Origin of the sequence: Butyrivibrio sp. MB2005, assembly GCF_000424285.1 — a bacterium.
GTDB lineage: Bacteria > Bacillota > Clostridia > Lachnospirales > Lachnospiraceae > Butyrivibrio.
Map to the genome: position 1 here is coordinate 123,424 of NZ_AUJP01000003.1, position 20,809 is coordinate 144,232.

The window sequence follows — 20,809 nt, forward strand, 5'->3', positions numbered from 1 at the left end:
ATGGAAAAGAGAGAACTCACATGCATCGGATGCCCCATGGGATGCCAGCTTACAGTTACCATGGAGAACGATGAAGTAACAGAGGTTACAGGTAATACATGTCAGAAGGGTGATATCTACGCAAGAAAAGAAGTAGTTAACCCTACCCGAATTGTGACAAGCACCATCAGAATCACAGGTGGTGACAAGGAGAGAGTATCAGTAAAAACAGCAAGCGATATTCCCAAGGACAAGATATTTGAAGTTATGAAGGATATCGATGCGGCTGTTGTATCTGCTCCCGCTCACATCGGAGATGTTCTTGTAAAAGATGTTGCAGGAACAGGCGTTGATGTTATCGCTACCAGAAATGTAGAGACGGCTTAAAGTGTCAAAACAGCTTAAAAAGGCTATGTATAAAAGAAATCGCACCTGCTGCGATTTCTTTTTACATATAAGAAAAAGTGCTTTTCGCTTGTCTTAAAGTATGCTATACTACTGAAATGTGGAAAACTATTGTTTTCGGTAATATTCCCAAGCGGAAAAGGAGAAATATTATGAAGCATGTAAAAACACTTGCAACAAGAAATCTTAAAGAGTCAATGAAAAAGGGCGGCTGCGGTGAGTGCCAGACATCTTGCCAGTCAGCTTGCAAGACATCCTGCACAGTAGGTAACCAGAGCTGCGAGCAGGCTACAAAGTAATTTGGTTCTTAACTGAATAATTATTTAATGTCAGGCAGCGGCCTAGCCGCTGCCTATCTTATGTAAAGTGTAAAGATCAGGTTGTGTATATTAAGTATCACTTGATCGGTGATCTTTTTATAAATTTAAAATAGTAAGGTAGTGATAATTTTTTATGATTCATGCATACAGGAACAACGGTTATAACATTGTTCTGGATGTAAACAGTGGATCCGTTCACGTGGTGGACGACATTGTTTTTGACCTGACAGGTCCTGTCGAGGAAGCTCTGACAGCCAGATTCGGTTCAGGAGATATTACTGCTCCCGATGCCGAAGGATATGATGATTCTGTATTATGCACAGAGCTCGTATCAGAACTCTCCGGTAAGAATCCGGAATTAGTAAGTAAATATGGTAGTGACGATCTGAAGGATGCTATTTCAGACATTCTCGAGCTTCGCAGAAGCGAAGTCCTCTATACAGATGATGTATATGAGAATTATGTGGAAGAGTTCAAGGAGAGAGATACAGTTGTTAAGGCTCTCTGCCTCAATATCGCACATGATTGTAACCTCAGATGCAAATATTGTTTTGCAGACGAGGGTGAGTATCACGGAAGACGAGCACTTATGACTGAAGAGGTTGGTAAGGCAGCCCTGGATTTCCTTATTAAGAATTCAGGCGGCAGGAGGAACCTCGAAGTCGACTTCTTTGGCGGCGAGCCCCTTTTGAACTGGGATGTCGTTAAGAAGATAGTAGAGTATGGTCGCAGCATAGAGAAGGAGCACGATAAGAATTTCCGCTTCACTCTTACTACGAACGGCACCTTGTTAAATGATGAGATCCTTGAATTTGCCAATAAAGAGATGGGCAACATCGTATTATCCATTGACGGACGTAAGGAAGTTAATGATAAGATGCGCCCCATGCGCGGCGGACAGGGTACTTACGATCAGATAGTTCCCAAGTTCCAGAAGGTTGCTGAGTCCAGACATCAGCTCAGATACTTCGTAAGAGGTACCTTCACTCACAACAATCTGGATTTCTGTGAGGATGTTAAGCATCTTGCAGACCTTGGTTTCAAACAGATCTCAGTAGAGCCTGTAGTGGCTAAGCCTGAAGACTGGTACGCTATAAAGGACGAGGATATCCCGTATCTTTGCGAGCAGTATGACGAGCTTGCCAAGTTCTACCTTCAGAGACACAAGGAAGGGAAAGGATTCAATTTCTTCCACTTCAATATTGACCTTGAAGGTGGTCCCTGCGTTGCCAAGAGACTTTCAGGATGTGGATCGGGATGTGAGTATCTCGGTGTTACTCCCTGGGGTGACCTTTATCCATGTCATCAGTTTGTTGGTAATGAAGATTTCATTATGGGTAATGTCTTCGATGGTATCACAAGACCTGATATCAGGAAGATGTTCAAAGAGAGCAATGTGTACTCCAGACCTGAGTGTCAGAAGTGCTTTGCAAGATATTATTGCAGTGGTGGTTGCGCTGCAAACGCCTATAATTTCAACGGCGATATAAATACAACCTATCAAACGGGATGCGAGCTGCAGAGGAAGCGTATCGAATGCGCTATTATGATCAAGGCAGCCCTTGCCGAATGATTTAGATGGAGGATTAGGAACAATGAAAAAGGTAAAACCATTTTTAGCTCTGTTAGTAATGTTATTACTACTGGGCGGCCTCGCTTATTCTTCAGTGTATGGTCTTGGAAGCGACAAGTCCGGATCACTTAAGAGCATCAACCTCGGACTTGACCTTGCAGGTGGTGTCAGCATCACTTATGAGGTAGGTGGAGATGAGACACCTAACGCCGAGGATATGTCAGATACTATTTACAAGCTTCAGCAGCGTGTAGATCAGTACAGCACAGAGTCACAGGTTTATCAGGAAGGATCAAACCGTATCAACATCGAGATTCCCGGTGTTACAGATGCGAACAAGATCCTTGAGGAGCTGGGACAGCCCGGTAATCTGTACTTCATCGCCGAGACAGACAGTGAAGGTAACAAGAACTACGAGTACAACATGGGTTACACAACCGATGAAGAAGGCAACCTCGTAATGGATGAGAATGCTCAGATCGGTTATGTATTAAACAAGACTATTGAAGAACTTGAAGCAGAAGGTTCTATCGTACTTAAGGGTGAGGACGTAGCTGATGCTCAGGCAGGTTACCAGAATTCCGGTACTGCTAACACTCAGGAAGTAGTAGTTCAGCTTGAGTTCACAGACGAAGGTAAGACAAAGTTTGCAGAGGCTACAAAGAAGGCCTTCGCAAATGGCGAATCAATTGCTATCTATTATGACGGTGAGTTCATTTCAGTTCCCAACGTACAGGCTGAGATCACAGACGGACGTGCCATCATCACAGGTGAGCCTACATTCGAATCAGCATCTAACCTTGCTTCTATGATCCGTATCGGTGGACTTAAGCTTCAGCTTACAGAGCTCCGTTCCAACGTAGTTGGTGCTCAGCTTGGTTCCGATGCTATTCATACAAGTTTGATCGCTGCTATCGTAGGTTTCATAGCAATCATTCTTTTCATGTTAGTTGTTTACAGAGTGCTCGGCTTTGCTGCAAGTATTGCTCTTAGCTTCTATGTAGGACTTGAGATACTTCTTCTTTCAGCATTCGAGATTACACTTACACTTCCCGGTATCGCAGGTATCATCCTTTCAGTAGGTATGGCGGTAGATGCAAACGTTCTTGTATTTGCACGTATCAGAGAGGAGATTGCAGGCGGTAAGGATGTAAAGGCTGCTATCAAGACAGGTTACAGCAAGGCGCTTTCAGCTATCCTTGATGGTAACATCACAACACTTATAGCAGCAGCTATCCTTGGACTTAGAGGAACAGGTACAGTTAAGGGCTTCGCTTCAACACTTGCTCTTGGTATTATCGTATCCATGTTCACTGCTCTTGTTATCACAAGAATTATGTCAAACATCTTCTTTAATCTTGGTATTCAGGATAAGAAGTGGTATGGCAAGGCTAAGGATCTTAAGATCATCGACTTCACATCAAAGAGAAAGATGTTTTATGGCATCTCTCTTGCGCTCATCCTTATTGGTTTTGTAACCATGGGTGTAAACGGCGGACGCGGAGTTGGCGCATTCAACTACAGCCTTGATTTCGTAGGTGGTACATCCACAAGCGTTACATTCAATGAGAACTGGACTACAGAGAAGCTTGACAGCGAAGTAGTTCCGAAGATCAAGGAGCTTACAGGTGTTGATTCTGTACAGGTTCAGACAGTATCAGGATCAAATCAGGTTATCTTCAAGACAGTTACTCTTGAAGTAGCACAGCGTGAAGCAATCTCAAACATGTTTGAGACAGATTACAATGTTCCTCAGGAGAACATAGCTGCTGAGAGTATCAGTTCTACAATCAGTAACGAGATGCGTGCAGATGCAACATCTGCTATGATCATTGCTCTTGTACTTATGCTTGCATATATCTGGATCAGATTCAGAGATATAAAGTTTGGTGCTGCAGCTATCATCGCTCTTGCACATGATGCACTTATCGTTATCACATGCTATGCACTTACAAGAATTCAGGTTGGTGGTACCTTCATTGCTGCCATCCTTACAATTATAGGTTACTCAATCAACGATACAATCGTTACCTTTGACCGTATCCGTGAGAACCAGTTCAACATGAGCCACAAAGATGACTATGCTTCACTTGTTAACAAGAGTGTAAGCCAGACAATAACACGAAGCTTGTTTACATCAATCACAACCTTCATCATGGTATTGGCACTTGCCATCTTTGGTGTACCGGATATCCGTTTCTTCGCACTTCCTCTTATGGTCGGCGTAGTAGCTGGTACATATTCTTCAATCTTCATCGCATCACCTGTATGGATGGATCTGAAGACTCGCTTTAAGGGTGAAAATAAGAAATAATATAGCGCTTAAAAACTGCTATAATGAATGAGCATAGGTCAGGGAAATCGTGGATTTTCCTGACTTTTGCCATTTTTATAATAAAAATATTAAACAACCCGAGGTAACTATGGCAAAGTGGTTCGTAACCCGAAAAGGGGCTGACTTTAATAAAATCGCACAGGAGCATGGCATTTCGCCCATAACTGCAAGACTTCTTAGAAACAGAGATGTATTTGAGTTTGAAGATGTAGAAGCGTTTCTACACTCAGATATAAGATCCCTTCATGATCCTCATGAGCTTCAGGATATGGATAAAGCGGCAGCAATAATGAAGGAATGCATTGAACGTGGAGATAACATTCGCGTTATTGGTGACTATGATGTGGATGGCATCTGTTCTTCATATATCCTCTATGAAGGTATCAGAAAATGCGGAGGACATGTGGATGTAAGACTTCCTCACAGAGTGGAGGATGGCTATGGTCTTAGCGATGCCCTTATAGATAAAGCGCAGGAAGAAGGTATTAATACCATCATAACCTGTGACAATGGAATAGCTGCTACCACGCAGGTTGCACATGCGAAAGAGCTTGGAATGACTGTGATTGTCACAGACCACCACGAGGTACTGTGTGACAGTGAGGACAAGGACAGAATGATTCTCCCGGAGGCAGATGCGGTAGTAGATCCTAAGAGAAAAGATGACTTAAGTAAGTTCCGTGAGATATGCGGTGCAATGGTGGCATATAAGTTTATTTGTGTACTCACAGAGCTTATGGGTATTTCTGAAAATCAGAACGATGGATTTTTCAGGGACCTTAGAATATTTGCAGGATGGGCGACAGTTTGTGATGTTATGCCTTTAAAGGACGAAAATAGAATTATTGTAAAGGATTCCTTTAAGAATATACCTTTATCACATAATGTGGGACTCAACGCACTTATAAGGGAGTGTGGTGTGGAGGCTGACAGAATTACCTGCTACATCTACGGCTTTGTTTTGGGCCCCTGTCTTAACGCTACAGGAAGACTGGATTCAGCCATGAGAGGTCTTGAGCTTTTACTTGAGCAGGATCCGGATGCAGCAGCAGGCATAGCTAAGGAATTAAAGGAATTAAACGACAGCCGCAAGGATCTTACAAAAGAAGGTCAGGATGCGGCTATGGTGAAGCTTGATGAATATAAGGGACAGCTCCCTAAGGTGCTTGTAATATACCTGCCTGGACTTCATGAATCTCTTGCAGGAATAATAGCGGGACGCGTCAGAGAGGCAACCCATAGGCCTACTTATATTCTAACTGATACAAAGGATGGCATACTTAAGGGATCAGGCAGATCAATAGAGGCATATCATATGCATGATGCTTTAAGTGAATGCAGAGATCTCCTTCTTAAGTTTGGCGGCCATAAGATGGCAGCTGGCTTTTCTTTAGAGAAAGACAATCTTGAAGCCTTTAATAAGGCTCTTAATGATAACTGCAATTTAACAGAGGATGATTTTCAGGAGGTTCTTCATATAGATATGGAGCTTCCGCCGGAATATCTTAGTATTCCGCTTCTTAGAGAATTCGAGGAAATAGGCCCTTACGGAACAGGTAACGAAGAGCCTCTTTTTGCTGCAAGAAGCATAGAGCTTTTAAGCGGCAGAGTAATCGGTAAGAATGCAAATGTAGGAAAATTCCAGATAAAGGATACCACAGGTAGATGCTACGATATGATGGTCTTCAATGGCCTTGATAAGTGGGATGAATTCCTGAATGAAACATTCGGAGAAGATAATGTTAAAAAGCTTTATAATGGCTCATTAAATGATAAAATGTATATAAATGTAGCATACAGACCACAAATTAATGAATACAGGGGAATGGAGTCTTTGCAAATAGTACTTAGGGATTACATGAAATGTTCAGAAAAAAAGTCTTCATAAAACCACAAAACACACGCATAAAGCGTGTGTCAGCGGTTTCTTATGAGGGGGAGATAGTTAGTTCATCAACTATCTTGATACATAATATACAGTATAAATGTGAATAGAATATGTTGAAAACCTTAAGGAAAACGAAAGATTCTTAAGAAATTTTGTAGAAAAGGAGCGTGAGAGTATGAAATTAGCGGATTTATTGAAAAATCTGGACTACAAAGCTTATGAGGGAAATACAGGAAAAGAGGCTGCAAATCTCGATATAGAGATATCAGCAGTGATAAATGATAACAGGAAGGCTACCGAGGGATGCCTTTTCCTGTGTATAGAAGGTGCTAATTTTGATGGCCATAGCGCAGCTAAGGATGTCTGTGAAAAAGGCGCAGCTGCTATTGTTGTTCAGAAGGATGTTGAGCTTCCTGATGATTGCAAGGCAATCGTTGTAAGAGTTGAGAATACAAGATATGCAATGGCATTTATTTCAGCAGCATGGTTTGGACATCCCGCTGAGCATCTTAAGACAATTGGAATTACAGGCACAAAGGGTAAGACCACAACTACTTACCTTATTAAGAGCATGCTGGAGAATGCAGGACATAAGTGCGGACTTATCGGTACTATCGAGGTTATCATAGGTGATGAGCATATTCATGCAGAGAACACAACACCTGAATCCTACGAGCTTCAGGAATATATGAGAAGAATGGTGGATGTAGGCTGCGACTGCGTGGTAATGGAGGTTTCATCACAGGGACTTATGCTCCACAGAAGCCAGGGCTTCATATATGACATCGGCGTATTTACAAATATCGAGCCCGATCACATCGGACCTAACGAGCACAAGGATTTTGATGATTACATGCACTGCAAGGGTATGCTCTTTAAACAGTGTAAGGTAGGCATCGCTAATGCTGACGATCCCAGAATGACAGATGTCCTTGAAGGTCATACCTGCGAGCTTACAACCTACGGCTTTGCAGCAGATGCTGATCTTCGTGCAATAAACCTTGCATATCTTCATAAGCCCGGCGAACTTGGTGTAATGTTCGATACAACAGGCGTACTTGAGATGCATGCTTCTGTTCCTACACCCGGCAGATTCAGCGTATACAATGCACTTTGCGCTATTGATGTAGCAAGAATTCTGGGCACAGGTGTGGATGAAATTGCTGCAGCCCTTAAGAAAGCCCGCGTTAAAGGCAGAATCGAGATGGTAAAGGTATCTGATGACTTTACCCTTATGATAGATTATGCCCATAATGCTATGGCACTTAAGAGCCTTCTCAGCACCCTGAGAGATTATCATCCAAACAGACTTATAAGCGTATTTGGATGCGGCGGAAACAGGTCAAAGCTCCGCAGATTTGAGATGGGTGAAGTAAGTGGTAAATATGCTGACTTCACAATCATCACTTCAGATAATCCGAGATTTGAAGAGCCTATGGATATCATGAAGGATATCGAGACAGGCATGAAAAAGACAGATGGCGAGTACATCATGATTGAAGACAGAAAAGAAGCCATCAAATATGCCATCGAGCATGGCGAAAATGGTGATATCATCGTCCTTGCCGGCAAGGGCCATGAGGATTACCAGGAGATAAAAGGCGTTAAATATCCCATGGATGAGCGCGACCTTATTAAAGAAATACTTGAAGAGAAATAAATGCAGAATAATGACTTCCTCTATGCAAATTTAATAGTGGATATTTCACACGAGAAGGTGGACAGACCTTTTCAGTACAGAATTCCTGAAGCCCTAAGGGGGCGGATCGATATCGGAAGCTGTGTAAAGATACCCTTTGGAAAAGGTAATACCGAAAGAGCAGGGTATGTTGTGGAGCTTATGAATGAGCCTCAGTGCGCTCCCGAGAAAATAAAAGAGATATCAGGCCTTTCCGGAGATGAGGTTTCAGTAGATGACATCATGGTTAAGCTGGCTGCATGGATGCACAGATACTACGGCTCAACCATGATAAATGCTCTTAGAACGGTTTTGCCTGTCAGGAAAAAAGTAGGCACACTTCAGCATAAGTATGTAAAACTCCTTCAGCCTGAGCGGGAAGCAAGAGATTTTTACATGAACTGTGTCAAAAAGCATCAGGTGGCAAGAGCCCGTCTTCTTGAGGCACTTTTGGAGAACCCTTCCGAGAGAATTCCTCAGGAGCTGGTGGTTTCCAAGCTCAATGTTTCCACAGCCGTTTTGAGATCTCTTTCTGAAAAGGGCATCATCAAAATAGAAACTGAGGACTATTATCGAAATCCTGTGGGAGAAGTCAGCCCCGCTGCCAAAAAGGTCACACTAAGTGACGAGCAGCAGGCTATATCTGATGAAGTAATAGCTGATTTTGACCGTGGAGAGCGGAAAACCTATCTTATCCATGGTATTACAGGAAGTGGTAAGACAGAAGTCTACATAGACATGATCGATAAGATGCTTGAAAGGGGTAAGCAGGCAATAGTCCTTATTCCTGAGATAGCGCTTACATACCAGACACTTATGAGATTCTACAGACACTTTGGAGACAGAGTGTCTGTAATGAATTCCACGTTGTCACCGGGTGAAAAGTACGACCAGGCAAAAAGGGCAAAAGAAGGCGATATAGATATAATCATAGGCCCAAGATCCGCTTTGTTTACGCCGTTTCCCTCAGTGGGACTTATCATAATTGATGAGGAGCATGAGAGTTCATATAAAAGTGAGACCATGCCCAAGTATCATGCAAGGGAGACAGCCATCGAACTAGCGAAGCTTGTGCCTGGGGGAGCCAGCGTGGTACTGGGCTCTGCAACTCCGTCTCTTGAATCCTACTACAGGGCTGAGACAGGAGAATACAAGCTTTTTGAACTAAACAGAAGACTTACTGGCGGAACACTTCCCGATGCTATAATTGCAGATCTTAGAGAAGAACTTCGAAGCGGAAACAGATCGATTTTCAGCAGAGATCTTCAGGAAAAATTAAATGATGCTCTGGAAAACGGGCATCAGGCGATGCTTTTTATAAACAGACGAGGTCTTGCGGGCTTTATTTCCTGCAGGTCCTGCGGTTATGTTTTTAAGTGCCCTCACTGTGATGTATCAATGTCAGAGCACAGAGGCGGCATGCTGGTATGCCATTACTGCGGACACACTCAGCCTGTTGCAAGGATTTGTCCCGAATGCGGCTCCAAATATGTCACAGCCTTCAGGGCAGGAACTCAGCAGATAGAAAAAGAAGTAAATAAGATTTTTCCTAAAGCAAGGGTTCTTAGAATGGACGCTGATACCACAAGGACCAAGGGTAGTTATGAGAAGATACTTTCATCCTTTGCGGCAGAAGAAGCGGACGTGCTGGTGGGAACCCAGATGATTGTAAAGGGACACGATTTTCCTAATGTAACTGTGGTTGGAATACTGGCAGCAGACATGTCCCTTAACGCAGGGGATTACAGAGCCGGTGAGAGAACCTTTCAGCTGATCACCCAGGCAGCAGGAAGAGCCGGCAGAGGAACCTTCCCCGGAAGCGTGGTTATTCAGTCCTATCAGCCTGATAATTATGCCATTGTCCATGCAAAGGATCAGGATTATAAGGCTTTTTATGAGGAAGAGATTTCCTACAGGAAGCTCCTTAGATATCCGCCTGCAGCTCACATGATGGCGATTCAGATTTTTGCTTCCAATGAAGAATACGGCAAAAAGCTGGCGGCAAGATTAAGGGCAGAGATAGAGCGCCTTGGCATAAGGGACGCTATTATAATCGGTCCTGCGGCAGCAGCTATCAGCAAGATAAATGATATTTACAGAATGGTGATCTATGTTAAGCATGAGAGCATGGATAGTCTCGTGGAGATGAAGGACGCTGCGGCATCCCTTCTTGATTATTTTGAAAAGAGGGGAGAACTTCGCGGAATACAGGTACAATACGACTTTGATCCCATGCAGGCTACATAACTTGATTGCCTGTGATATACTATAGAAAGCGTCAAAAGGCATGACTTTATATAGAAACTCTATGCTACGACGCATTTGGATAAAGTAAATGAATTGTTTTAAGGAAAGGTAGTAAATATGGCACTTAGAGAAATCAGAGAATATGGAGATGACGTTCTTGCACGCCCCTGCAAAGAGGTAAAAGAGGTTACTCCCAGAATCCGTGAACTTATAAATGATATGTTTGAGACAATGTACGACGCTAACGGCGTTGGTCTTGCAGCACCTCAGGTAGGTGTTTTAAAGAGAATCGTTGTTATCGACTGTTCTCCTGAGGGAGAGGATCCTCATCTTCTCATCAATCCTGTAATCTTAGAGACAAGCGGAGAGCAGACAGGCTACGAGGGATGTCTTTCACTTCCCGGTAAGTCAGGCGTTGTTACAAGACCTAACTATGTGAAGGTTAAGGCCTTTGATATTGATATGAAACCCTTTGAGCTTGAGGGAACAGAGCTTCTTGCAAGAGCTATCTGTCATGAGTGCGATCACCTTGACGGACACATGTATGTTGAGAAGGTTGAGGGAGATCTTGTTGATAACGAGGAACTTCAGCAGCCTGATGCGGAATAAATTCCGAAAGAGCAGAGTTTGGCTCAATTATGCAGAGTGAGAAAAGTATGAAAAAACAAAAGACTAAAAGCGGTAAGGCCGGAAAAGTCCTTGGAATCATGCTTGGTATTCTTGCTGTTACTTATGTGGGGATTTCTATATATTTTACGAAGCATTATCTTTTTAATACCTTCGTTAATGATACCCCGGCATACAATATGACGGCGAAGGATATTGAAGAGGAGATTGCAAGCGGACTAAGAAAATATGTGCTAACTATAGACGCCAGGGGTGGTATCACGCAGACACTGACCTCTGACGATATTAGCTTATCACTTCAGGTGGATGGACAATTTGATAAGGCTTTAAAAGAGCAGAAGCCCTTCCTGTGGCCTGCATATCTTTTTAAGGAAACCCATCTTACCACCGATGATATAGTCGTATATTCAAGAGAGGTTGCAGCTGAAAAAATAAGCAGCCTTAGTATCTTTGATGCTGAGAATGTCATCGCACCTGTGGATGCACATTTGTCAGAGGATACCGGTGAAGAGGGTTTTTACATTATTCCTGAGGAGCTGGGACAGAGCCCGGTAAAGGATACCGTAATTTCTGAGATCTGTGCGGCTTTGGACGTACTTGAAGCACAGGTTACACTTAGCGATGAATGCTACGAGAAGCCTGCCATCACATCAGACAATCAGGAGCTTAATGATCTTTGCAACAATCTGAATGTATATTGCAAAGCTTCAATAACATACGAATTCGGCGATGAAACTGTGGTGGTTGACGGCACAGTTATTAAGGACTGGTGCAACATTGAAGGTCAGAGCGTAAGCTTTGATGAAGAGCAGGTTAAGGAATTCGTAAAGAGCCTTTCAAGACAGTATGACACCTTTGGCAGGGACAGAACCATCATATCCCATAGCGGCGAAGAGGTCACAGTTCAGGGCGGCGATTACGGATGGTGGATGGATAGAACAACTGAAGCCAACGAACTTTTAGAAGCCATAAAAACCGGTTACAGAGGCACAAGAACCCCTGTATATTTTGGAACTGCCCTTACATACGGCGCTACTGATTATGGCAATTCTTATGTAGAAATTGATCTCACAAGTCAGCACTTGTGGGTTTATAAGGACGGACAGGAAGTCATTGATTCTGACTTTGTATCCGGCTGTGTTAATAAGGGAAGAACTACTCCAAGAGGCACCTATGGTATCACTTATAAAGAAAGGGATGCCACTCTTGTAGGTGAGAACTATTCATCAGCTGTTAAATACTGGATGCCCTTTAACGGCAACGTGGGCATGCACGATGCAAGCTGGAGATCGGAATTCGGTGGATGGATATATATCACAGACGGATCCCACGGATGTATCAATCTTCCGACAGATAAGGCGGCTGAGATATTTGAGATTGTAGAAAAGGGCGAAGCTGTATTTGTATACGGCGGCAAAACTGAGCCCGAAGCAGTTGTCACTGCACAGATCGTTGATTCAGCTACAGGAGAAGTTACTACCAAACGTGTACCTGCAAGTGTAGCTGCAGAACAGGGACTTACAGTTATACCGGACCCTGTACCGGAAACACCGGCAGAGACACCCGCAGCAGAGACACCTGCTGCAGAGGCTGCGCCTGCTCAGTCGACTCCTGAAGGAGATGCGTCCGCAGAAACTGTACCGGTGGAGCAGGATTCTGCTCAATAAGGGACGATTAAGGAGAATAAATGAAAGTAGTATACATGGGAACGCCGGACTTTGCAGTTGCGGCGCTTGAAAAAATAATAGAAGCAGGGCATGAAGTAGTGGCAGTTGTCACACAGCCCGACAGACCAAAGGGGAGAGGTAAGGAGCTTGCCATATCTCCTGTAAAGGAATGTGCCCTTAAGCATGACCTTAGAATTATGCAGCCTGAGAAGGTCAGAGAGGCATCTGTAGTTGCCGAGCTTAAGGCTCTTGATGCTGACATCTTTGTAGTTGCTGCCTTTGGACAGATTTTGTCCCAGGAGGTTTTGGATATACCTAAGTACGGTTGTGTGAATATACATGCATCTCTTCTTCCTAAGTACAGAGGTGCTGCGCCAATTCAGATGGCGATCTTAAATGGTGATAAAGAGACCGGAGTTACCATAATGCAGATGAATGCAGGAATGGATACCGGTGATATCCTTGTTACCAAGACTCTTCCCATTGAGGATGAGGATACAGCAGGAACTTTATTTGATAAGCTCATGTATCTTGGTGCAGACCTGATAGTAGAGGCGCTGCCTAAAATCGAAGCAGGCGAACTGACTCCGGTTCCTCAGGATGATTCTCTTAGCACAAAGTGCGGTAAGATCAGTAAAGAGATGGGACAGATTGACTTTAACAAGTCAGCTCGTGAGATATTTAACCTGGTAAGAGGCATGAGCCCCTGGCCAAGTGCATATACCAAACTTAATGGAAAGATGCTGAAAATCTGGAAGGTTAAGCCTATAGAAGGCGCTGCTGATGGAACTCCGGGAACCGTTTATGAAGTGAAAAAGGATTCTATCATCGTGAACACAGGAGATGGACTTCTTGAGATAACAGAGCTTCAGCTCGAAGGTAAAAAGCGCATGAGTGTTAAGGATTTCCTTCTTGGATACAGTATAATTGCCGGGGATAAGCTTGGTTAAGACACATTTTGAACATGAAAATATCTTATATTTAAGAAAAGATAGCGTGACCAGATTATGAACACGCCTGTTTAAAATGTTTTAAAGGAGGAAGCAGACATGTATGCTAACTATGGATATGTGACCAGGGGAATGTACTTTGACAGTACCTATATTTTAGTTCTTATCGGTGCGCTTTTGTGTATCATTGCCAGCGCAAGGGTAAAGACTACCTACAGTAAATATGCCAGAGTCCGCAGTATGAGCGGAATGACCGGAGCACAGGCAGCACATGAGATTCTTAGAAGAAACGGAATAATGGATGTGCAGATTCAGCATGTGTCCGGTAATCTTACTGATCACTATGATCCCAGAACCAAAACAGTGAATCTTTCAGATGCAACCTATGGTTCAAACAGTGTGGCTGCAATAGGCGTTGCGGCCCATGAGTGCGGACACGTACTGCAGCACCATACAGGATACTTACCCATAAGCATTCGCTCAGCTCTTGTGCCTGCTGCGAATATCGGCTCAAAGCTTGGAATCCCGATCATTATGCTCGGCCTGATTATTGGAATTTCACCTCTTGCAAAAATAGGTGTATGGGTATTTGCCCTTGCTGTTCTTTTCCAGATTGTTACTCTTCCTGTAGAGTTCGATGCATCTCACAGAGCGCTTGTTATGCTTGGCGAGTATGGAATTCTCGGAGATGATGAACTGGTTCATACCAAAAAGGTTTTAGGCGCAGCGGCACTTACCTATGTTGCGGCAGCAGCTTCATCAGTTTTACAGCTTCTTAGACTTATTATGATCACAGGAACCGGAAGAAGGCGTGACTAATTTATGGCAGAAAAGGTAAATGAGAGAAAAATTGCATTAGACATTCTCTTAGAGATGGAGGATTCCTCCAATCATGAGTTTTCTACTATCAAAAGAGTTCTTGACCGCTACGATTATCTTGATACCAAAAGCAAAGCTTTTATTAAGTATCTGGCAGGGGGAACTGTTGAGAGGAAGCTTACTCTTGACTATGTCATAAATCAGTTTTCCAAGACGCCCACTGAAAAGATGGCACTGCCAATATTGCTGATCCTCAGGATGAGTGTGTACCAGATTCTTTTTATGGATTCTGTTCCCGATTCTGCAGCGGTAAATGAAGCTGTAAAGCTTACAGCAAAGCGCCATTTTGTGGGACTTAAGGGATTTGTAAACGGAGTCCTCAGAAATATCTCAAGGAAAAAGGATAAGATCGACTGGCCTGAGCCGGGGATAACAAGAGAGAGTAAAGCCTACTATCTGTCAATTAAATATTCACAGCCTGAGTGGCTTGCAGGCAGATGGATAGGTGATTACGGTATAGAGCAGACAGAGAAGATTTTCAGGTTCTTTTTAAAGACAAGACCTGTTTCCATTAGATTTAGCAGAAGACTTGAGACAGAGGAATTAAAGTCTCTTATAGCTGAAATGAAAAAGGCAAATAACGGCAATATAGTTCTTAAGATGAATGAGATTTTGCCTTATGCCATGGACCTTTATCATACGGATAATATCAGATATCTGCCCGGTTACGACGAGGGAGCATTCCTTGTTCAGGATATCAGCTCAATGCTTGTATGCGAGCTTGCCGGCATAAAAACTGACAACACAGTTGTGGATGTGTGCTCAGCTCCCGGAGGAAAGAGTCTTCATGCAGCAGATAAGCTTAAAGGAACCGGTCAGGTAATAGCAAGAGACCTGTCTGCAAATAAGTGCATGATTATACGTGAAAACGTTAATAGAATGCGAGCAGCCAATGTGACGGTAGAGCAGTATGATGCCGAGAAGCATGATGAAAAAATGGAGTCTGCAGCAGACGTACTTCTCTGTGACCTTCCCTGTTCAGGGCTTGGTGTTATTGGCAGAAAGCCTGACATTAAGATGAATACCGACGAGGAATCCATTCGTAGTCTCCAGGAGAAACAAAGGAATATCCTGAATGCTGTATGGAATTATGTAAAGCCCGGCGGAATCATGATGTACAGCACCTGTACAGTTGCTAAGGAAGAGAACGAGGACAACGTAAAGTGGATCCTTGAGAATCTTCCCTTTGAGCCTGTTGATCTTACAGATAAGCTTCCTGAAAAGATGAAGAGTATCGATACTGCGAAGGATGGATACATTCAGATTTTACCGGGAGAATTTGAAACAGACGGATTCTTCATTGCAAAGTTCAGACGCAAGGAATGATAAATTGCAGTAAATGATTTAGCGTATGCCAACAGCAGCAATGCTTCTTGGCAGGACATATTTTTATAGGAATAGATTTTGGAAAAGATAGATATTAAATCTCTTACAAAAGAGGAACTGACAAATAAAATTAAGGAAATGGGTGAGTCCGGCTTTAGGGCCGGACAAATCTATGATTGGATGCATAAAAAGCAGGCAAGAAGCTTTGATGAGATGACAAACCTCTCTAAAGCTCTTAGGGATAAGCTTGCCACAGAGTGCGATTTTGTATCCCTTCGTATCGAAAGAGTTCAGGAATCTGCCATAGATGGCACAAGGAAATATCTCTTTGCTCTTTCAGACGGGAACCTTATCGAGAGTGTTTTCATGAAGTACAAATTTGGAAACAGCGTATGCGTATCCTCTCAGGTGGGCTGCAGAATGGGATGCAGATTCTGTGCATCCACGCTGGACGGCGTTGAGCGTAATCTTACAGCATCTGAGATTCTTGATCAGATATATTCCATTATGAAGGATACGGGAGAAAAGATATCCCGCGTTGTTGTCATGGGAAGCGGAGAGCCTCTTGATAACTACGATAATATTCTTAGATTTATTCAGCTTTTATCTGATGAGAACGGCCTTAATATGGGACAGAGAAATATTACTGTTTCTACCTGCGGAATAGTTCCTAACATGTATAAGCTGGCAGATGAAGAGCTCCAGATCAATCTGGCAATCTCTCTTCATGCTTCCAATCAGGCAAAGCGGCAGGAGCTTATGCCCATAGCTAACAAGTATTCAATTGATGAGCTTATGGATGCCTGCAGGAATTATTTTGAAAAAACAGGAAGACAGCTTACCTTCGAGTATTCACTTGTAGGCGGAGTTAACGATACCGATGATGATGCGGACGAACTGGCAGCATTACTTTCTGATTTAAACTGCGTGGTCAATCTGATTCCTGTTAATCCTATTAAGGAAAGAGATTTCGTAGAGAGTACAAGGAAGCGCGTTCTTGATTTCCAAAAGCGTCTTGAAAAGCGCCGTATAAATGCCACTGTTCGTAGAGAGATGGGACGTGATATTGATGGCGCATGCGGACAGCTCAGAAGAAGACATATAGAAGAAAATTCCTGAGACAGGGAACTGATTTGATTAAAGAGTTTTCCTAAAGTAAACTGTATTGTGGATTTTGGCAAGATGACAATGTAAACAGTTTACTTAAGGAGATTATTATGGCAATCAGAATTATTACCGATTCAGCAAGTGACATACCACAGGATAAAGCAAAGGAGTGGGGAATCACAGTTATACCTCTCAAAGTCCGCTTTGGTGAAGAGGAGTTTTTGGATGGAGTGACCCTTACAAGTGATATGTTTTACTCAAGACTGGTTGAGTCGGATGAGCTTCCAAAGACCAGTCAGATTCCGCCCTTCGAATTCGAAGAGGAGTTTAGAAAGGCAGTGGAAGCAGGGGATGATGTTATATGTATGACATTGTCTTCCGGAGTTTCAGGATGCTATCAGAGTGCCTGTATAGCAGCTGAAGAGTTTGATGGAAAAGTAAGAGTTATAGATACCATGCAGTTTTGCATATCTGAGTACATCATTGTTCAGAGAGCGGTTCAGCTTAGAGACGAAGGCAAAAGTGCAGATGAGATAACACAGATCATAGAAGGAGAGAAGAAGTTCGCCAGAGTCATTTCTGTTTTTGACACATTGGAATACCTTAAAATGGGCGGGAGAATTTCTTCTGCTGCAGCCATGGCAGGTGGCATATTATCCATAAAGCCTGTTGTTACCATTGAAAACGGTGTCGTTGCCGTTGTGGGAAAAGCAAGAGGGTCAAAAAATGGTAATAATATGTTGATTCAGTATATTGATAAACACGGCGGAATAGATTATGATAAACCGATGTGCTTAGCATACTCCGGATTATCGGATGAGTTTCTTTTAAAATATAAAGAAGACAGTAAACATCTATATTTAGATTACGTGGATGATATTCCGATAGAGCATGTTGGTGCCACAATAGGCACATACGCCGGCCCCGGTGCTATAGCATGTGCATATTTTCATAAGAACTAAGATATGAGAAAGGAATAACGATGAAAAAGGCATTTGATAATGACAAGTACATTTCCATGCAGTCTGAGAAGATTCGCGAGAGAATCGGACAGTTCGGCGGAAAGCTCTATATGGAATTTGGAGGTAAGCTGTTTGATGATTATCATGCATCAAGAGTACTTCCCGGATTTCAGCCGGATTCAAAGATCCGCATGCTTACTCAGATCAAGGAAGACGTTGAGGTAGTAATTGCCATCAACGCAGGCGATATCGAGAAGAACAAGGTAAGAGGCGATCTTGGTATCACTTATGATATGGATGTACTGAGACTTATTGATGCTTTTCATGATTATGGTCTCTATGTGGGTTCCGTTGTTCTTACAAGATATGACGGAACAGATACCGTAATCGCATATCAGAAAAAGCTTGAGAGCCTTGGTATCAAGGTTTACAAGCACTATACAATTCCCGGATATCCTTCAAACATTCCGCTTATCATCAGCGATGAGGGATACGGCAAAAACGAATACATCGAGACAAAGCATTCACTGGTTGTTGTTACAGCTCCCGGCCCCGGAAGCGGAAAAATGGCTGTATGTCTTTCACAGCTTTATCATGAAAACATCCATGGTGTTAAGGCAGGTTATGCGAAGTTTGAGACCTTCCCTATCTGGAATATCCCGCTTCAGCATCCTGTAAACCTCGCTTACGAGGCAGCTACAGTGGATCTTGCTGATATGAACATGATCGATCCTTATCATCTTGAGGCATACGGAGTTTCAACAGTTAACTACAACCGTGACGTTGCTGTTTTCCCTGTGCTTAATACAATGTTCAAGCAGATTTACGGTGATTCACCTTACAAGTCACCCACAGATATGGGTGTAAATATGGCAGGTAACTGCATCATTGATGATGAGGCAGCTCAGGCAGCAGGTAAGCAGGAGATCCTCAGAAGATATTATAAGGAGCTCTGTGAAAAGAGAAAGGGAGACAGCTCTCAGGAGCGTATCGACCAGCTTGAGCTTATCATGCAGAAGGCAGGCTGCACTGTTCAGGACAGACCAGTAGTTTCAGCTTCTAATCTCAAGGCTGAACTTACAGGTGCTCCCGCAGCTGCAATAGAGCTTCCTGACGGACAGGTTATCACAGGTAAGACAAGCGCTCTTATGGGTGCTACCAGTGCCATGGTATTAAATGCCCTTAAGACTCTGGCAGGAATTCCTGATGAAGTTCAGCTCATTGCTCCTTCAATCATCGAGCCTATCCAGGATCTGAAGGTACAGCACCTTGGCGGACACAACCCTCACCTTCATGTAGGAGAGATACTTATCGCGCTTACAATCTGCGCAGCTACAGATCCGCAGGCTAAGGCAGCTATTGATCAGCTTGGCAAACTCAGAGGACTTGAGGTTCATTCAACAGTTATCCTTTCACCTGTTGATGAGAACACCTTCCACAAGCTTGGTGTTAACCTTACATGTGAAGCTAAGTATCAGACCAAGAAGCTTTATCACGGCTGATTTAGTAGCGTTTTAACATTAGATTTTTAGCGATATTTTATGGATTAATAATTTTTATAAATGAACCCCGGTGGTATAATAATTACTATACAACCGGGGTGTTTCTATATTTGTAATATAGGAGGCTTTAACATGAATCAGAGTTTGTATAATGCAGTTTTTTGTGTTGGCGAACAGAAAATTGATCCATTTGCAGCAGCTAAAATAGATTTTGAAAGAGTAATTGGCGACATGAGACTTGGCGGATATGAGATCACATCTCTCAATGTTGCAGAATTTATAGTACTCCACTGGCTCGATGATATGAGAAAGAAGAAAAATGACATAATCGATGCCACATCCGGCGTAGACAACCGCGACGCTTATTGTCTGGAGAAGTTTGGCATATCCTTTAAGGATATAGATGCGCTGGAGCCTACCACAGATATAGAGTGGGATCTTAAGAGCGGACAGGTACTGCTGTTTCTTGGAAGTGAAGTGCAGTACAAGGAAGACGCCTATATGAAGATGTTTGGTGAAGATCTTCAAAAGTTTTGTCAGGATACCGGCTTTATCTACACAAAGCTTGGTGAAGCAATATAGCTAGTATTTTTATTCCTCCTTTTTCTTTTTGTATTTTATTATGAACGAAGACGGCTCGACGTGAGTATACCTCCGTCGGGTCTTCTTTTTGCCACAAAATATAGTGGTAAAACCTCAGGAAACACCAAATGTTCAGGTACGATTTGAATATTAATTTTTTCTTAAGAATAGAGCCAATATATTACATTAATCGTAAAAAATTGCTAGAATTATTTTAGTGTCGCTCTGGATTTTGGTAGTTTGAAAATGGAGGAAAAAATATGCTAAGTAAAGGAGATTGTGTAGTTTTTGGTAACCATGGACTGTGCGAGGTAAAAGATATCCTTGTTCCGGCATTTTTAGAGAGAGGCAATGAGACACTGTATTACAGCATGGTCTCAAGCATAGACACTAAAGGAGTAATTTTTGTTCCCGTTGAGGGGGCTGAAGATAAAATGCGTGAAGCTATTGATGCAGATGAGGCTGAGGAGCTTATTAATGAGATCGATGAGCTCGAGGTTTATGACATCCCTGCAGGTAAGAAGGCAGAGGCCGTTATTGTTGACGTTATTAAGCGCAACAAGGCTCCTGAGATGATGTGCCTTGTTAAGTCACTTAGAGGCATCAAGGCTAAAAGGGCTGCTGAAGGCAAGAAGTTCGCTTCTATGGATGAGAAGTATCTTAGTATTGCTGAGAAGCTCCTGTATTCTGAGATGGCTTATTCCATGGAGTCTAAGCTTGATGCAATCAAGGAGCGCGTTACAAATGAGTTATCACAGCTTACTCTTGCATGAAAGCTTAAA

General features: G+C 42.9%; 17 protein-coding genes. All 17 read left to right on the forward strand.

Translation table 11 applies throughout. The features are described from left to right. The 17 genes from G610_RS0100600 (at nucleotide 1) to G610_RS0100680 (ending at nucleotide 20,800) form a co-directional block, all read left to right on the forward strand. On the forward strand, nucleotides 1–366 hold the full coding sequence (locus G610_RS0100600) for a DUF1667 domain-containing protein (protein WP_026523223.1): 366 nt from the start codon (nucleotides 1–3) through the stop codon (nucleotides 364–366). A gap of 170 nt (nucleotides 367–536) precedes the next feature. Further along, complete coding sequence (gene scfA / locus G610_RS19135) at nucleotides 537–683, forward strand: six-cysteine ranthipeptide SCIFF (protein ID WP_035791893.1); 147 nt, start codon at nucleotides 537–539, stop codon at nucleotides 681–683. 154 nt (nucleotides 684–837) lie between these two features. Then, a complete protein-coding gene (gene scfB / locus G610_RS0100610) occupies nucleotides 838–2,277 on the forward strand; it encodes a thioether cross-link-forming SCIFF peptide maturase (RefSeq protein WP_026523224.1) in 1,440 nt (479 codons plus the stop codon). A gap of 22 nt (nucleotides 2,278–2,299) precedes the next feature. Then, nucleotides 2,300–4,591, forward strand: a complete 2,292-nt coding sequence (gene secD / locus G610_RS0100615) for a protein translocase subunit SecD (protein WP_026523225.1) — start codon at nucleotides 2,300–2,302, stop codon at nucleotides 4,589–4,591. 109 nt (nucleotides 4,592–4,700) lie between these two features. Next, nucleotides 4,701–6,500 carry a single-stranded-DNA-specific exonuclease RecJ gene (gene recJ / locus G610_RS0100620; protein WP_026523226.1) on the forward strand — a complete coding sequence of 600 codons (1,800 nt, stop codon included), beginning with the start codon at nucleotides 4,701–4,703 and terminating at the stop codon, nucleotides 6,498–6,500. 175 nt (nucleotides 6,501–6,675) lie between these two features. Further along, nucleotides 6,676–8,160: a UDP-N-acetylmuramoyl-L-alanyl-D-glutamate--2,6-diaminopimelate ligase gene (locus tag G610_RS0100625; protein ID WP_026523227.1), complete on the forward strand. Its 1,485-nt coding sequence runs from the start codon at nucleotides 6,676–6,678 to the stop codon at nucleotides 8,158–8,160. Further along, on the forward strand, nucleotides 8,161–10,425 hold the full coding sequence (gene priA / locus G610_RS0100630; RefSeq protein ID WP_026523228.1) for a replication restart helicase PriA: 2,265 nt from the start codon (nucleotides 8,161–8,163) through the stop codon (nucleotides 10,423–10,425). Between the two features lie 117 nt (nucleotides 10,426–10,542). Next, nucleotides 10,543–11,034, forward strand: coding sequence for a peptide deformylase (def, locus tag G610_RS0100635; RefSeq protein WP_026523229.1), 492 nt, complete (start codon nucleotides 10,543–10,545; stop codon nucleotides 11,032–11,034). Nucleotides 11,035–11,081: 47 nt separating this feature from the next. Then, entirely contained in the window at nucleotides 11,082–12,719 is a 1,638-nt protein-coding gene (locus tag G610_RS19140; protein ID WP_196809787.1) for a L,D-transpeptidase family protein, read from the forward strand. A 20-nt stretch (nucleotides 12,720–12,739) separates the two neighbouring features. After that, complete coding sequence (fmt, locus tag G610_RS0100645) at nucleotides 12,740–13,669, forward strand: methionyl-tRNA formyltransferase (RefSeq protein WP_026523230.1); 930 nt, start codon at nucleotides 12,740–12,742, stop codon at nucleotides 13,667–13,669. Between the two features lie 99 nt (nucleotides 13,670–13,768). After that, nucleotides 13,769–14,488, forward strand: a complete 720-nt coding sequence (locus G610_RS0100650; protein ID WP_051197403.1) for a zinc metallopeptidase — start codon at nucleotides 13,769–13,771, stop codon at nucleotides 14,486–14,488. A gap of 3 nt (nucleotides 14,489–14,491) precedes the next feature. After that, on the forward strand, nucleotides 14,492–15,874 hold the full coding sequence (rsmB, locus tag G610_RS0100655; protein WP_026523232.1) for a 16S rRNA (cytosine(967)-C(5))-methyltransferase RsmB: 1,383 nt from the start codon (nucleotides 14,492–14,494) through the stop codon (nucleotides 15,872–15,874). Nucleotides 15,875–15,952: 78 nt separating this feature from the next. After that, nucleotides 15,953–16,993 carry a 23S rRNA (adenine(2503)-C(2))-methyltransferase RlmN gene (gene rlmN / locus G610_RS0100660; RefSeq protein ID WP_026523233.1) on the forward strand — a complete coding sequence of 347 codons (1,041 nt, stop codon included), beginning with the start codon at nucleotides 15,953–15,955 and terminating at the stop codon, nucleotides 16,991–16,993. A 98-nt stretch (nucleotides 16,994–17,091) separates the two neighbouring features. Next, on the forward strand, nucleotides 17,092–17,943 hold the full coding sequence (locus tag G610_RS0100665) for a DegV family protein (protein ID WP_026523234.1): 852 nt from the start codon (nucleotides 17,092–17,094) through the stop codon (nucleotides 17,941–17,943). Nucleotides 17,944–17,963: 20 nt separating this feature from the next. After that, the gene (locus G610_RS0100670; protein WP_026523235.1) at nucleotides 17,964–19,445 is read left to right on the forward strand and encodes a DUF1846 domain-containing protein; all 1,482 of its coding nucleotides are present in this window, start codon (nucleotides 17,964–17,966) and stop codon (nucleotides 19,443–19,445) included. 132 nt (nucleotides 19,446–19,577) lie between these two features. Then, a complete protein-coding gene (locus tag G610_RS0100675) occupies nucleotides 19,578–20,027 on the forward strand; it encodes a hypothetical protein (protein ID WP_026495267.1) in 450 nt (149 codons plus the stop codon). A 260-nt stretch (nucleotides 20,028–20,287) separates the two neighbouring features. Beyond that, the gene (locus G610_RS0100680) at nucleotides 20,288–20,800 is read left to right on the forward strand and encodes a CarD family transcriptional regulator (protein ID WP_026495266.1); all 513 of its coding nucleotides are present in this window, start codon (nucleotides 20,288–20,290) and stop codon (nucleotides 20,798–20,800) included. Nucleotides 20,801–20,809: the final 9 nt, after the last annotated feature.

Bases quoted from the DNA above. Each gene is read 5' to 3' on its own strand.
- G610_RS0100600 (WP_026523223.1), top strand. From the start codon at position 1: ATGGAAAAGAGAGAACTCACATGCATCGGATGCCCCATGGGATGCCAG.
- scfA (WP_035791893.1), top strand. From the start codon at position 537: ATGAAGCATGTAAAAACACTTGCAACAAGAAATCTTAAAGAGTCAATG.
- scfB (WP_026523224.1), top strand. From the start codon at position 838: ATGATTCATGCATACAGGAACAACGGTTATAACATTGTTCTGGATGTA.
- secD (WP_026523225.1), top strand. From the start codon at position 2,300: ATGAAAAAGGTAAAACCATTTTTAGCTCTGTTAGTAATGTTATTACTA.
- recJ (WP_026523226.1), top strand. From the start codon at position 4,701: ATGGCAAAGTGGTTCGTAACCCGAAAAGGGGCTGACTTTAATAAAATC.
- G610_RS0100625 (WP_026523227.1), top strand. From the start codon at position 6,676: ATGAAATTAGCGGATTTATTGAAAAATCTGGACTACAAAGCTTATGAG.
- priA (WP_026523228.1), top strand. From the start codon at position 8,161: ATGCAGAATAATGACTTCCTCTATGCAAATTTAATAGTGGATATTTCA.
- def (WP_026523229.1), top strand. From the start codon at position 10,543: ATGGCACTTAGAGAAATCAGAGAATATGGAGATGACGTTCTTGCACGC.
- G610_RS19140 (WP_196809787.1), top strand. From the start codon at position 11,082: ATGAAAAAACAAAAGACTAAAAGCGGTAAGGCCGGAAAAGTCCTTGGA.
- fmt (WP_026523230.1), top strand. From the start codon at position 12,740: ATGAAAGTAGTATACATGGGAACGCCGGACTTTGCAGTTGCGGCGCTT.
- G610_RS0100650 (WP_051197403.1), top strand. From the start codon at position 13,769: ATGTATGCTAACTATGGATATGTGACCAGGGGAATGTACTTTGACAGT.
- rsmB (WP_026523232.1), top strand. From the start codon at position 14,492: ATGGCAGAAAAGGTAAATGAGAGAAAAATTGCATTAGACATTCTCTTA.
- G610_RS0100665 (WP_026523234.1), top strand. From the start codon at position 17,092: ATGGCAATCAGAATTATTACCGATTCAGCAAGTGACATACCACAGGAT.
- G610_RS0100670 (WP_026523235.1), top strand. From the start codon at position 17,964: ATGAAAAAGGCATTTGATAATGACAAGTACATTTCCATGCAGTCTGAG.
- G610_RS0100675 (WP_026495267.1), top strand. From the start codon at position 19,578: ATGAATCAGAGTTTGTATAATGCAGTTTTTTGTGTTGGCGAACAGAAA.
- G610_RS0100680 (WP_026495266.1), top strand. From the start codon at position 20,288: ATGCTAAGTAAAGGAGATTGTGTAGTTTTTGGTAACCATGGACTGTGC.